Origin of the sequence: Huaxiibacter chinensis (assembly GCF_022171985.1) — a bacterium.
Taxonomy (GTDB): Bacteria; Pseudomonadota; Gammaproteobacteria; order Enterobacterales; family Enterobacteriaceae; genus Enterobacter; species Enterobacter chinensis_A.
This window is the reverse complement of record NZ_JAJVHF010000001.1, coordinates 107,792-121,282: the sequence shown is the minus strand read 5'-3', so window position 1 is coordinate 121,282 and position 13,491 is coordinate 107,792. Positions and strand designations below refer to the sequence as shown.

Below are 13,491 nucleotides of genomic sequence, written 5' to 3'. Positions count from 1 at the left end.
AAAAAACCCCGGGTACCCGGGGTTATTTTTTAACGTGCAACACGCAATCCGTTTTCGACACCACGGCTGAAAACAACCTGCCACAGCTGAATATCACGCGCGCGGAATGCACCGGCACAGGCATTCAGGTAATAAATGAACATCCGTTTGAATCGTTCAGAATAGTTGTCTGCGATTTCAGGCCAGGCGGCCAGGAACCGTGAGTACCACGCCATAAGGGTAGTATCGTAGTCAGCGCCAAAATTATGCCAGTCTTCCATCACGAAATGGGCTTCGCTGGCATTCGCAATCTGGCGAACGGACGGTAAACAGCCATTCGGAAAGATGTATTTATTGATCCAGGGATCGACATTGTTGTCGGTGATTTTAGAGCCGATGGTGTGCAGCAGGAAAAGACCTTCAGGCTTCAGGTTACGATCGACCACGTCAAAATAGGTGTCGTAGTTTTTAGGTCCGACATGTTCGAACATGCCTACCGAGACGATACGGTCAAACTGGTCGCGTAAATCACGGTAATCCTGAAGCAGAATCGTCACATCCAGACCTTCACAGCGCGCCTGCGCCATTTTTTGCTGCTCGGCAGATATCGTGACGCCCACTACGCTCACGCCATAATGTTTTGCCATGAACCAGGCAAGACCGCCCCAGCCGCAGCCGATATCCAGCACGCGCATGCCCGGCGCTAACTGCAGCTTTTCGCAAATCAGACGCAGCTTGGCCTCCTGCGCCTCTTCAAGCGTGTCGGCGTCTTTCCAGTAGGCACAGGAATATTGCATTAAGGGGTCAAGCATGCGGCTGAAGAGATCGTTACCCAGATCGTAATGTTCTTTCCCCACAATCCACGCGCGTTTTTTACTTTGCAGATTAAGAATACGTGCGGCCGCGATGCGCAGCGTATCCTTAACGTGGCGGGGGAGTTGCCGTTCGAGACCCGCCCTGAGAACCTGAGTAAAAAAGAGATCGAGGCGTTCGCAGTCCCACCATCCGTCCATGTAGCTTTCGCCTAACCCTAACGAACCCTCCTGTAAAACACGTTTAAAAAAATCGGGGTGTTTCACCTGAATGTCTGATGGGGCAGTCCCGTTAATCGCGACACCTGCTCGATTTAATAATTCGTTAGCGATCCGGAACCAGTTATCGTCCCGTACGCTGACTTCTTCTATACACGATGAACTCATAGCTTCTCCATCACCCGATGTGATCAGAACCTTCAAAAAGCGTAGCCGCTTTTGACAGTTTGTGAGAAATCTCACGGCAAATCCGCGAGGCTAATATCCGACGTAGAACAGAGGAAGGGAGATAACCCTTGCCGAAAGGCCATCCATGGTAAAACGGGAGCACTCCGGCTCCCGTTAACACATAATATTTATAGTATTTATATGAAGCAAATTTAGTATAGGCTTCATAAATCAGTCGTTCAACAGAAAATTGTTAGCAACCTAATCACTGATAAATAACATAGTTTCCGCAGCAATCAGGCGTGGGATTCAGCCTGCGCGTGTTCCTGTGCCTGCCTGTTCGCACTGGCCTGCATACGATAGCCCAGGATGGCCAGCGCAACGGTCACCAGCATCACGCTGGTGGTGGTCATCAGCGGTGTGGCGATGAGCGTCGAAACGATCAGGCTTGCGAGGAAGCACAGGCCAAGCTGTAACGTGTTCTGTAGCGCCGCGGCGCGCCCGGTCGCATGGGGGAACGGGCGAAGCGCCTGCGCCACCACGATAGGGTAAATCGCGCCGTTCGCGATTGCCATAACGCAGAATGGCGCCAGGATTGCTGCCAGCCCTACCTGCGGAATAAAACCGACGGCCCAGGTGCCAATAACGCTCAGTGCGTACAGGACCAGAAGCCACGGCAGCATCTGTTGTCCCTGCCATTTTTGCAGCGCCGCCCGGCAACCGTATCCGCCGACGAGGAAGGCAATGGTCTGCGGTACGTAGCTCAGGCCAATGACGGCAGGACTGTAACCCATGTCGTGCAGAATAAAGGGGGAGCCGGTCAGCCAGGCGAAGAAGCTGGCGGAGCACGCGGCGTAGATCAGCACATTGCCGCGATAGGCGCGTGAGCGCAGGAGCGACATAAAAGTCACACGCGTTTCATGCTGTTCAGCCTTTCTTGCTGGCGCCGCTTTCAGGGCGAAGGCAGGCAGCATCAGAACCAGAGTAATAGCAAAGAGCGTGGCAAAAATAGCCTGCCAGTCAAAATGGACCAGAATCCAGCTGCCGAGCAGCGGCGCAAGGGCCGGCGACAGGCCGACCAGTGGCATAATGGTGGCAAAAATACGGTTCGTGCGGTTTGCCGGATAATAGTCGGTGACCAGCGCCTGCCAGGTGACGGCGGCGGCGCAAACGCCAAAGGCCTGGATAAAACGCAGGGCCAGCAGCCAGGTCGCATCACGCACCCACAGCATGCCAAGGCAACCGAGCGCAAAAATGGCCAGACCCACTAATAAGATGGGCTTGCGGCCAAAACGGTCGGAAAGCGGTCCCCACAGCAGCTGCGCAAACGCAAAACCGGCAAGGAACACGCTTAAGCTGGCGCTGATCGCCGCGGCGGGCGTTTGCAAATCTTCCTGCATGGCCGCAAAGGCAGGCAGGTACATATCAGTGGCTAAGAAGCCCAGCACGCTTAAACCAGCGAGCCAGACTAAAAATCCTTTTCTCGGTTGCATTGTTTTATTCTCCAGCATTCAGCAGGTGTACAGTCGGCCAAGAGTGTAGGGAGTGCAATTCTGCTTGTGAAACGCTAATATTTGCTGGGTGCATTCAAAATTTTTGCAGGCAGATTATGTGGTCGGAATATTCTCTGGAAGTGGTGGATGCGGTCGCCCGTAACGGAAGCTTTAGCAGGGCAGCGCAGGAGCTGCATCGCGTGCCTTCCGCCATCAGCTATACCGTCCGGCAACTGGAAGAGTGGCTGGCCGTTCCGCTCTTTGAACGTCGCCACCGTGACGTGGAATTAACGCCCGCCGGGGTGTGGTTTTTAAAAGAAGGGCGTTCTGTCATCAAAAAAATGATGATCACCCGTGAACAGTGCCAGCAAATTGCCAACGGCTGGCGCGGGCATCTTTCTATTGCTGTCGATAATATTGTGAAGCCTGAGCGAACCCGTCAGATGGTGGTCGATTTTTATCGCCATTTCTCTGATGTGGAGTTGCGGGTCTCACAGGAGGTCTTCAACGGCGTGTGGGATGCGTTATCAGACGGGCGCGTCGAGATGGCGATTGGCGCGACCCAGGCTATCCCGGTCGGAGGACGCTATGCGTTCCGCGATATGGGCACGCTCAGCTGGAACTGCGTGGTCGCCCGCGATCATCCTCTGGCCTCGCTTGCGGGCCCCCTGAGTGACGATACGTTGCGCAACTGGCCGTCGCTGGTGCTGGAGGATACGTCGCGTTCGCTTCCTAAACGCATCACCTGGCTTCTGGATAATCAGCGACGCGTGGTGGCGCCAGACTGGGAGTCCTCAGCAACCTGTATATCGGCAGGATTATGCGTCGGCATGGTGCCCGTCCATTTTGCCCGTTCCCGTATCGACAGGGGAGAGTGGGTGGCGCTCACGCTGGAAAACCCCTTTCCGGATGCGGCATGCTGCCTGACCTGGCAACAAAACGACATTTCCCCTGCGCTGGCGTGGCTGCTGGACTATCTGGGGGACAGTGAGACGATGAACAAAGAGTGGTTACGGGAGCCGGATTAACCGGCCCCGCTGATGCTTAACGACGGTAGTCGCGGAACGGGCCGTCTGCCACGGAGCGGCGCTCGATCAGGCGCGGATGGACTTCAATCGACTGTGACTCTTCACGTTTGTTGACGATGCGGTCCAGCAGCATATTGAAGGCAGTTTCACCTAAGGAGTCTTTCGGCTGATGAATGGTCGTCAGCGCCGGGGTAAAGTAACGGGCGTTGCGCACGTTGTCATACCCAATCACCGAAATATCCTGCGGAACGCGCAGGCCCATTTCATCGGCGGCACACAGGGCGCCCATTGCCATGATATCGCCGCCGCAGAAAACAGCGGTAGGGCGGTGCTGCTGGGAGACAATCTGCTGCATGGCGCGATAGCCGGATTCCGGCTCAAAATCACCCTGCACGATCCACTGTGGCGGCACGGTGATCATGGCTTCTTCCATGGCTTTCATAAAGCCTGCCAGACGACCGGCACCGGTGTTGCGCTCCAGCGGACCCGGAATCACGCCAATTTCGCGATGACCACGATCGATAAGATAGCGCCCGGCCATGTAGCCCCCTTCAAAGGCGTTATCATTAACCGAATCGGTAAAGTCTGCGCGGGTATCACCCCAGTCCATGACCACCATCGGAATGTGGCGATACTCTTCCAGCATCGACAGTACTGATTCCGGGTATTCTGAACACATCACCAGCAGACCATCGACGCGTTTCTGCGCCATCATTGACAGGTAGGCGCGCTGTTTTTCCTGGCTGTTCCAGGCGTTGCCTAAAATCAGGGTATAGCCCTTATCAAAGCAGTTTTGTTCTACCGCTTCGATGATCTCGGCAAAATAGGCGGCCTCGCTGCTGGTCGCCAGTAATCCAATGGTCTTTGTGTGATTCACTTTCAGGCTGCGGGCGACGGCACTCGGAGAGTAGTGCAGTTCTTTGATTGCTGCCCACACGGCGTTGCGCGTCTCTTCAGCGACGAAACGCGTTTTGTTAATAACATGTGATACGGTTGTAGTGGAAACGTTTGCGCGTTTCGCTACATCTTTAATAGTTGCCATTATATGTCACTCCAGACCACATCCTAAGCTCCTGATAAATTGAGAGGTAAACGTTTGCCTTCTCTCACCCTAATCTCGCAAATTGAATTGCGATACGCCGGGAAAACGACACAGGACGTCAGGAGGGGGTCAATGGCCGGTACGCTTATAAATTTAGCGTGGAATTTTGTCCTATCTTGATGAAAAGGGAAAGCGCAAAAACGTCCATCCGCTGAATTCTGAGAAGATTTTTGTCCTGAACTGTGTAAAAATGAGCAAGCTCACTTTTCGTGTGGGCATAAAAAGGAGAAAAATTGATGAATACCGATCTGAAGTTTTCGCTGACAACCACGGTTATTGTACTGGCTCTGATTGTTGCTGCCAGCCTGACGGCGGTTCTGCACTGATTCTGGCGGGGGAGAGTTTTCTCCCCCGTAACCCGCCCCAATTGTTACTCCCCCGGCAATAATCTTTTGCCAAATTGTTAACTTTTCATTTTTTGTGATTGGTGTCATGCTTTCGGCTTCTTTATTCTGTGTCCCTGAGTGACACGGCCCCGGAGTTGACCCATGAAAATCAATTTTCCTTTGCTGGCCCTGGCGATTGGCGCCTTTGGTATCGGCACGACTGAATTTTCCCCGATGGGGCTGTTGCCCGTAATCGCCAAAGGTGTGGATGTTTCCATTCCCGCCGCAGGCATGTTGATCAGCGCCTATGCCATTGGCGTCATGGTTGGTGCGCCGCTGATGACGCTTCTGCTTTCTCATCGCGGACGACGTAACGCGTTAATTTTCCTGATGGCTATTTTCACCGCGGGGAATGTTCTGTCGGCCATTTCACCGGACTACACTACGCTGATGCTGTCGCGGATCCTGACCAGTCTTAACCACGGTGCCTTCTTTGGCCTGGGGTCGGTGGTGGCGGCGAGCGTGGTTCCTAAGCACAAGCAGGCCAGTGCCGTAGCCACCATGTTTATGGGGCTGACGATCGCCAACATCGGCGGCGTACCGGCTGCAACCTGGCTTGGGGAAACCATTGGCTGGCGGATGTCCTTCCTCGCCACGGCGTTGCTCGGTATTCTGTCGATTGTCGCGCTGTTCTTCTCTCTGCCGAAGGGTGGGGCAGGCGCGCGTCCTGACGTCCGCAAAGAGCTTTCCGTACTGATGCGCCCGCAGGTGCTTTCTGCGCTTCTGACTACCGTTCTTGGCGCGGGTGCGATGTTCACGCTCTATACCTATATCTCCCCGGTGCTGCAGGATATTACCCATGCCACGCCGGTGTTTGTTACGGCAATGCTGGTACTTATCGGCGTTGGGTTTTCGGTTGGCAACTTTCTGGGTGGCAAACTGGCGGATCGCTCCGTTAGCGGAACCCTGAAAGGCTTCTTAGCGCTGTTGATCGTGATTATGTTACTGATTCCGTGGCTGGCGCGTAATGAGCTGGGCGCGGCCGTCGCGATGGTCATCTGGGGTGCAGCCACTTTTGCCGTTGTTCCCCCCTTGCAGATGCGCGTTATGCGTGTGGCGCATGAAGCGCCGGGCCTCTCATCCTCGGTCAATATCGGGGCCTTTAATCTCGGCAATGCGCTGGGGGCCGCTGCAGGCGGCGCGGTTATCTCTGGCGGGCTGGGATACACGTTTGTGCCGGTGATGGGCGCGATCATCGCGGCACTGGGTTTACTGCTGGTGCTGGTGTCAGGGCGTAGACAGCCTCAACCAGCGTGCGCAACGGAATAACAATAACGCAGAAGGGTGGCCCCTTCTGCGTCTCTTTTAGGCGGCGAGGTTCTTCGCCACAAAGTCCCAGTTGACCAGCGCCCAGAAGTGCTCAAGATAGTTTGGACGCGCGTTACGGTAGTCAATGTAGTAGGCGTGTTCCCACACGTCCACGGTCATCAGCGGCGTTGCGCGGGTGGTTAACGGCGTACCGGCATTCGAGGTTGAAACGATAGCCAGTGTGCCATCGGCCTCTTTCACCAGCCATGTCCAGCCAGAACCAAAGTTTTTAATTGCCGCATCGGTAAACTTCGCCTTGAAATCTGCAAAGCTGCCAAACGCCGCGTTAATGGCGGAGGCCAGTTCGCCAGTGGGTTCGCCACCGGCATTCGGTGCCAGGCAGTGCCAGTAGAAGGTGTGGTTCCAGACCTGCGCGGCGTTATTGAAAATGCCCGCTTCAGAAGTGCGCACGATCTCTTCCAGCGTTTTGCCTTCAAAATCGGTGCCTTTGATCAGGTTGTTCAGGTTGGTGACGTAGGTCTGATGATGCTTGCCGTAATGGTAGTCCAGGGTTTCCGCAGAAATGTGCGGGGCCAGGGCGTCTTTTGCATACGGTAGTGCAGGTAATTCAAACGACATTGCTTCTCTCCTTATTATTTTGCGCACCTAATAACCTTATTAAACGCAGGGGTAGAGTAGCAAATTGAAAGAGTATGCAAAAGAGGAACTTACCCTGCCGACAGTGCGGCAGGGCAGGGATTAACGAATGGTTTTCGGGGTCATAACCCGGCGGGCACCCACGTAGTGGCGCACCCAGTAGTCTTCGCTCAGAGAGGTGATTTGAATATCCTGACCACTGCGTGGAGACTGAATAAATTTACCGTTTCCAACGTAAACGCCCACGTGATCGGCCGTGCCGCGCCCTTGCGTACGGAAGAAGACCAAATCGCCACTTTCCAGTTCACCCCGGTCGACCGAGGCGGCATCACGCAGGTGATACATTTCATTCGCTGTGCGCGGAATACGGAATTTAACCAAATCTTTATAGGCGTAATAGACCAGGCCGCTGCAGTCAAAACCGGTGCGGGGAGAGGAACCACCCCAGTGATAGGGTTTCCCAATTTGCCCCATCAGCTTTTTCATGGCCGTTTTTTGCGCTTTCTGCATTCGTACTTTATGCACTTCTGACAGCTTCGCCGTTTTGCTCACTTTCAGACAGGTTGATTTATGGCCTTTTCGGACCGTGCATTTTTCTTTCAGAGAAGCGGAGGCAGTACGGGAAGTTTTGCGGGTGTTTTTTGCTGTGGTGTGGCTGGACTTGCTGGAAACCTTTTTTTGCTTGCTGGCTGTTTTATTCTTTTCGTTTTTTTGCGTACTTTTTTTCTTACGTTCTGTGGTCTTAGCCAGATGTGTTTTTTGTACAGCCGTATGCCGTGCCTGCTCAGAGGCGTTGGCCAGCGGCGTAAATGAGAGTGTGGTAAACAGTAAAGCACAGAGCGTCATCGAGATTTTTGTTATGCGCGCCACTGGGCAGTCCTCTGGTGAGTGCAGGCCATCAATAATACCCACGTATGATTTACAAAGCCCGTCGATTCTAATCTATAAAAACATGAAATGTTAATAGCATTTGCCCCACTAAAATTGCGTTTCGTAACCAAGTGCAAAAAAAAACGTCAATCTGGACGGGGTTGCTGTTTCCTTAAGCAAAACCACACCGCTGACAGGGATAACCTCTATCAGGAATGCAACTTTAGCCAACAAAGGTTAAAATAATAAGACGTGACGAAAATGTTATTTTCCGATGTCTCTCTGACCCGCTACAATGTCAGACGAATGCCGTAACAGAAGTATAAGGAAGCAAGACATGAGCACTACTATTGAAAAAATCCAGCGCCAGGTCGCTGAAAACCCGATTCTCCTGTATATGAAAGGTTCTCCAAAACTGCCTAGCTGCGGTTTTTCTGCTCAAGCGGTTCAGGCGCTGTCAGCCTGTGGCGAGCGTTTTGCTTACGTTGATATTCTGCAGAACCCGGACATCCGCGCCGAGCTGCCGAAATACGCCAACTGGCCGACCTTCCCGCAGCTGTGGGTGGACGGCGAACTGGTTGGCGGTTGTGATATTCTGATTGAAATGTACCAGCGCGGTGAGCTGCAGCAGCTGATCAAAGAAACCGCTGCGAAGTACAAAACGGAAGAGCCTGACGCAGAGTAACGGAGCGTTAAGCAAAAAAAAAGCGACCTTTTAAGGTCGCTTTTTTTATTCCTCGCTCTCGCCCATCGGCAGCGGCCAGCCGCCAAGCCGCTTCCAGCGGTTGACGATTTCGCAAAACAATTCAGCCGTGCGCTCGGTGTCATAAAGGGCGGAGTGCGCCTGCGTCCCGTCAAAATCAATGCCTGCCGTGATACAGGCTTTCGATAAGACCGTCTGCCCTAACGCCAGTCCGCTGAGCGCGGCGGTATCAAAGGTAACGAACGGATGGAACGGGTTACGCTTAAGGGACGCACGCTCGGCGGCGGCCATCATAAAACCGTGATCGAAGGTCGCGTTATGCGCCACCATAATCGCCCGGTTACAGTGTGTCTCTTTCATGCCTTTGCGCACCATTTTAAAGATGGCGTGCAGCGCGTCGTATTCGCTCACGGCACCGCGCAGGGGGTTCGTGGGATCGATGCCATTAAAGGCCAGCGCTTCAGGTTGCAGATTGGCGCCTTCAAAAGGGTCAACGTGGAAGTGCAGCGTGGTGTCCGGTGTAAGCCAGCCCTGTTCATCCATTTTCAGTGTGATGGCCGCAATCTCAAGCAGCGCATCGGTTTTAGCGTTAAACCCGGCCGTTTCTACATCAATGACGACAGGATAAAAACCACGAAAACGGTCACACAGACCGGTAAGTTGAGCGTTATCGGACATCAGGGTCTCTTACAAGGGGAAAAAAGCAGAGCGTATTATGGCAAATTTTGCGCGGGGATGCAGTAAAACAACGGGCGCATTGCGCGCCCGCAGGGATCAATTGCCCAGACCACGACCAGCGTCTTTGGCTTCAATCAGTTCAATTTTGTAGCCGTCTGGATCTTCAACGAACGCGATAACGGTGGTGCCGCCTTTGACCGGACCCGCTTCACGCGTGACGTTGCCGCCGTTACTGCGGATACGCTCGCAGGCTTCTGCCGCGTTGTCCACTTCCAGGGCGATATGACCATAGGCATTACCCAGATCGTAACTGTCGACGCCCCAGTTATAGGTCAGCTCAATCACCGCCTCGTCGCTTTCCGGGCCGTAGCCCACGAACGCCAGTGAGTATTTGTATTCAGTATTTTCGCTGGTACGCAGGAGCTGCATGCCCAGTACATTCGTATAGAACTCGATGGAGCGTTGCAGGTCGCCAACGCGCAGCATGGTGTGAAGCAGGCGCATAATTTCCTCTTAACCAATGAAATGGATTATCTTTTTGAACAGAAACGATGTTTTAGTATAGCGGCGAAGTGTCGCCGCTATCAATGTACAAAGGGGAATTACAAGGAAGGATAGTCGGTATAACCTTCAGCGCCACCGCCATAGAAGCTTTCCGGGCGCTGTGGATTCAGTGCGGCTTTACGCTGCAAGCGCGCCACGAGATCCGGGTTGGCGATGAAATCGCGGCCAAACGCAACGGCATCGATCAGACCTTTCTCGATCAGCTCTTCTGCTTTTTCCGGGGTGTAGGCACCGGCACCGATGATCACGCCGTGGAAGCGCGCGCGCACTTTTTCGCGGAAGGCATCAGAGTACGGTTCGCCGCCCGCCCAGTCTGGTTCTGACATGTGCAGATACGCAATGCCGCGTTTTGCCAGCTCTTCAATCAAATACAGGGCATCAGCTTCTTCATTTGGACCGTTATCGACATTCTGGAAGGAGCCGACAGGTGAGACTCGAATCCCAATACGATCGGCACTCCACTCCTGACAAACGGCATCCACCACTTCCAGCACCAGACGCGCACGGTTTTCAACGCTGCCGCCATACTGGTCAGTACGATGGTTAGAGGAGGGAGACAGGAACTGGTGCAGCAGATAGCCGTGTGCGGAGTGCAGTTCGACCAGGTCAAAGCCCGCTTCGCGCGCATTTGCCACTGCCTGACGGAAATCATTCACGATGCCAGGAATTTCCTCCAGCGCCAGGGCGCGTGGGGTTGAGGTGTCGACGCGAATCGCATTGCCGTTTTCATCACGCAGAGACGTACGGGTACCTGCATTTAGCGCTGAAGCAGAGACGGGCGCTTCGCCGCCAGGCTGGATGCTGCTGTGAGAAATACGACCGGTATGCCACAGCTGTACCGCAATGCGGCCGTCATCAGCATGCACACCCGCGGTGATTTTCTTCCACGCGGCAATTTGTTCCGGGCTGTGCAGGCCTGGCGCGCCGGCATAGCCTTTGGCCTGTGCGGAAATCTGGGTCGCTTCAGAGATGATAAGGCCAGCGCTGGCACGCTGACGATAATATTCGCCCATCAGCGGCGTAGGGATGTCGCCCGGCTCAATGCTGCGCAGGCGCGTCAGTGGCGCCATAAATACGCGGTTAGGTGCCATGACTGCACCAACTTTCAACGGGGTGAATAATTTTTCAGCTGACATAAAAGCTCCTGAATAGACCAGTCGACTAGTAATAGGGTAAATAAAAACGCCTGTCAGACAGGCGCCGTAATGGTGTTTTTCACATGCGCCAGCGCGCTTTCAAGCGGCACAGCGCTGCGAGAAATCTTGGCCTGCAGATTTGCCCCCAGCCATAGCGCATAGAGAACTTGCGCCTGCGTGAGAGGGGCTCCGGAAAAGGTCAGCGTCTTTTCGTCGCGACCTTTTTCCAGCGCCTCGCCCAGGAGCGCAATCACGCCCCGGGCGCCTTTATCCATTGCTGTGCGCATATCTTCTGACAGATCGCACACCTCTGCGGACAATTTTACGGTCAGACAACCGCTGATAATGCCTTGCTGGCAAAACTGCGTCAGGGTTTCCTGATAATAATTCAGAACACGATCGCGATAGTTACCTTCACCGCTGGCGAAATGCGTGGCCAGACGCTGATGGTAACTGGCGTAATGCCGTTCCAGCATCGCCACGCCGAAGGCCTCTTTCGACCGGAAGTAGTGATAAAACGACCCTTTAGGCACTTCAGCCGTTTTTAACAATTCACTCAATCCCATGCCGGTAAACCCGCGGTGCATACAAAGACGCTCGCCGGTCGCCAGTAAATGTTCTCGTGTGTCGTGTTCAGTGTTTCTGCTCATGGGGCTACTGTAATAGACCATTCGGTCTATTGCAACCCTTACGCTTTCCGGCACGGCGTCAGAATGTCCATCAGCGGTTGGTAAACGGCTGATTTGACATTCATCATGCCCATGACGGTGGAGTACAGATTATCCTGCGACACCGCATTTTTTGCGGCCAGATCCCGCAGGCAAGGCTCATCCACGCCGTAATTTTTCACATAGTCCGGAGACAGCCAGAACATAAAGGGAATATGCGTCTGTTGGGAAGGGGCCAGCAGATAAGGCGTACCGTGGAGATAAATCCCGTTCTCACCCAATGATTCACCGTGATCGGAGAGGTAAATGAGCGCTGTATTCATCGTCGACTGGCGGGCCTTAAGGGCATCGATTGTTCTGCTAAGCACGCTGTCGGTATAGAGGATCGTGTTGTCGTAAGTATTGATCAGCGCCTGGTGATCGCAGTCCTGAATTTGGTTAGTGTCACAGGTTGGGGTAAATTTCCGGTAAGCCTGTGGATAGCGCTGGTAATAGGCCGGACCGTGGCTGCCCATGAGATGGACCACCAGCACGGAATCCTGTTTTAACCCATCCAGTACGTTATCCAGATGATAGAGATCCGCGTCATCGATACAGGATTTATCCTTGCAGAACTGATCCAGTTTCCACTGCGTCATGTCAGTATGAGGGATGCGATCGCAGGCGCCTTTACAGCCGCCATCATTCTCACGCCACAGCAGATTAACGCCAGCATGAGCGAGCACGTCGAGAAGACCTTCCTGATGGTGTGCCAGATCGGCATCATATTTCTTACGCGGCATCCCTGAGAACATGCAGGGCACGGAGACGGCGGTTTCGGTCCCGCAGGAGGAGGCCTGGGGGAAGTTAATCACGTTTTGCTTCGTGAGTTCAGGGTTTGTCTCGCGGCCGTAACCGTTCAGTGAGTAATTTTCTGCGCGGGAGGCTTCGCCAATCACCAGCACCAGCACGGTTTTCTTCGTCTGGCCCAGAATTACCGGCCCTTTATGGGCATCTTCACCCATGCGCACCAGCGTCTGATCGCCGGCGAACCAGCGTTCTTTACTGTATTTCATCATGGCACTCACGTAGTTAGCGGGAGTGACCATCTTGACGATGCTTTTGTTGTTACGAAAAAGCGAGGCGTAATCTTTATAAAAGACGGAGGCGATAAGAAGGATGATTAACAGCGCGCCCAGCATTGAGGCCAGACGCATCAACAGGGTATACCACCATTTGCCTGAATGAATACGCGTAAGCGCCAGAACCAGTGAGGGAATCACCCCGGCTATCGCAATCCATAAAATCATTTGCGGCGTGACTAACGCGGTGGCTTCCTGTGAGTTGGTTTCAAACACGTTCACGATCATGTTCTGATCGATGACCGCGCCGTAGGTATACATAAAGTAGGTCGCCCCGGCGCAGCCCATCGTCAGCAATATCAACAGCGGCTTGCGAATAAACGGGATATTCAGCAGGCTGAATACAATCACCCAGCCGCAAAATAGCACCAGCGGGACGGAGGCGGCAAACAGGACTTCATGCAGATGTGCCGGGGCGATTAACGTCCAGCTGCGCTGAATGAAGAGGGCGTTCAATACGGTGAAAAAAAGCGCACATGCCAGGGTAAATTTTGTGTCGTTACATTGTAACTTCTTAACTGTCCACTTCATCTTTCTTAACCATTCATACTTATGATGTGTCGAGTATAGGGAGGGAAGATTAGAGAAACCTTAATGAGACATTTCTGTACCAAGCCCCTTGCATGCCCGGCATTTAACGTCTTCACTGTAGGGATAAC

The 13,491-nt window shown here is 53.7% G+C and carries 14 protein-coding genes; 4 read left to right on the top strand and 10 right to left on the bottom strand.

Annotation, left to right across the window (positions count from 1 at the left end; all coding sequences use genetic code 11):
• Positions 1–29: 29 nt before the first annotated feature.
• Positions 30–1,178, bottom strand: a complete 1,149-nt coding sequence (gene cfa / locus LZP96_RS00610; protein WP_064325874.1) for a cyclopropane fatty acyl phospholipid synthase — start codon at positions 1,176–1,178, stop codon at positions 30–32.
• 296 nt (positions 1,179–1,474) lie between these two features.
• A complete protein-coding gene (punC, locus tag LZP96_RS00605) occupies positions 1,475–2,671 on the bottom strand; it encodes a purine nucleoside transporter PunC (RefSeq protein WP_064325875.1) in 1,197 nt (398 codons plus the stop codon).
• A 116-nt stretch (positions 2,672–2,787) separates the two neighbouring features.
• Here punC and punR point away from each other — a divergent pair, with 116 nt between their 5' ends.
• A complete protein-coding gene (gene punR / locus LZP96_RS00600) occupies positions 2,788–3,699 on the top strand; it encodes a DNA-binding transcriptional activator PunR (protein ID WP_064325876.1) in 912 nt (303 codons plus the stop codon).
• Positions 3,700–3,715: 16 nt separating this feature from the next.
• Here the strand turns inward: punR and purR are convergent, their stop codons facing one another.
• A complete protein-coding gene (gene purR / locus LZP96_RS00595) occupies positions 3,716–4,741 on the bottom strand; it encodes an HTH-type transcriptional repressor PurR (protein WP_064325877.1) in 1,026 nt (341 codons plus the stop codon).
• Between the two features lie 296 nt (positions 4,742–5,037).
• Between purR and cydH the strand changes: the two genes are divergently transcribed.
• Positions 5,038–5,127 carry a cytochrome bd-I oxidase subunit CydH gene (cydH, locus tag LZP96_RS00590; protein ID WP_157685353.1) on the top strand — a complete coding sequence of 30 codons (90 nt, stop codon included), beginning with the start codon at positions 5,038–5,040 and terminating at the stop codon, positions 5,125–5,127.
• Positions 5,128–5,289: 162 nt separating this feature from the next.
• On the top strand, positions 5,290–6,456 hold the full coding sequence (locus LZP96_RS00585; protein WP_064325878.1) for an MFS transporter: 1,167 nt from the start codon (positions 5,290–5,292) through the stop codon (positions 6,454–6,456).
• Positions 6,457–6,492: 36 nt separating this feature from the next.
• Here LZP96_RS00585 and sodB read toward each other — a convergent pair whose 3' ends face one another.
• Positions 6,493–7,074 (bottom strand): superoxide dismutase [Fe], encoded by a 582-nt coding sequence (sodB, locus tag LZP96_RS00580; RefSeq protein WP_064325879.1) that lies wholly within the window; start codon positions 7,072–7,074, stop codon positions 6,493–6,495.
• Positions 7,075–7,194: 120 nt separating this feature from the next.
• A complete protein-coding gene (locus LZP96_RS00575) occupies positions 7,195–7,962 on the bottom strand; it encodes a C40 family peptidase (protein WP_064325880.1) in 768 nt (255 codons plus the stop codon).
• A gap of 337 nt (positions 7,963–8,299) precedes the next feature.
• Between LZP96_RS00575 and grxD the strand changes: the two genes are divergently transcribed.
• Positions 8,300–8,647 carry a monothiol glutaredoxin 4 gene (gene grxD, locus LZP96_RS00570; RefSeq protein WP_064325881.1) on the top strand — a complete coding sequence of 116 codons (348 nt, stop codon included), beginning with the start codon at positions 8,300–8,302 and terminating at the stop codon, positions 8,645–8,647.
• Positions 8,648–8,692: 45 nt separating this feature from the next.
• On the opposite strand, the gene rnt is transcribed toward grxD, so the two are convergent.
• The 5 genes from rnt to eptA form a co-directional block, all read right to left on the bottom strand.
• A complete protein-coding gene (rnt, locus tag LZP96_RS00565) occupies positions 8,693–9,343 on the bottom strand; it encodes a ribonuclease T (RefSeq protein WP_064325882.1) in 651 nt (216 codons plus the stop codon).
• 96 nt (positions 9,344–9,439) lie between these two features.
• On the bottom strand, positions 9,440–9,847 hold the full coding sequence (gloA, locus tag LZP96_RS00560; RefSeq protein ID WP_064325883.1) for a lactoylglutathione lyase: 408 nt from the start codon (positions 9,845–9,847) through the stop codon (positions 9,440–9,442).
• 98 nt (positions 9,848–9,945) lie between these two features.
• Positions 9,946–11,043, bottom strand: coding sequence for an alkene reductase (locus tag LZP96_RS00555; RefSeq protein WP_064325884.1), 1,098 nt, complete (start codon positions 11,041–11,043; stop codon positions 9,946–9,948).
• A gap of 53 nt (positions 11,044–11,096) precedes the next feature.
• Entirely contained in the window at positions 11,097–11,693 is a 597-nt protein-coding gene (locus tag LZP96_RS00550; protein WP_064325885.1) for a TetR/AcrR family transcriptional regulator, read from the bottom strand.
• A gap of 38 nt (positions 11,694–11,731) precedes the next feature.
• Positions 11,732–13,363: a phosphoethanolamine transferase EptA gene (gene eptA, locus LZP96_RS00545; RefSeq protein WP_064325886.1), complete on the bottom strand. Its 1,632-nt coding sequence runs from the start codon at positions 13,361–13,363 to the stop codon at positions 11,732–11,734.
• Positions 13,364–13,491 lie beyond the last annotated feature (128 nt).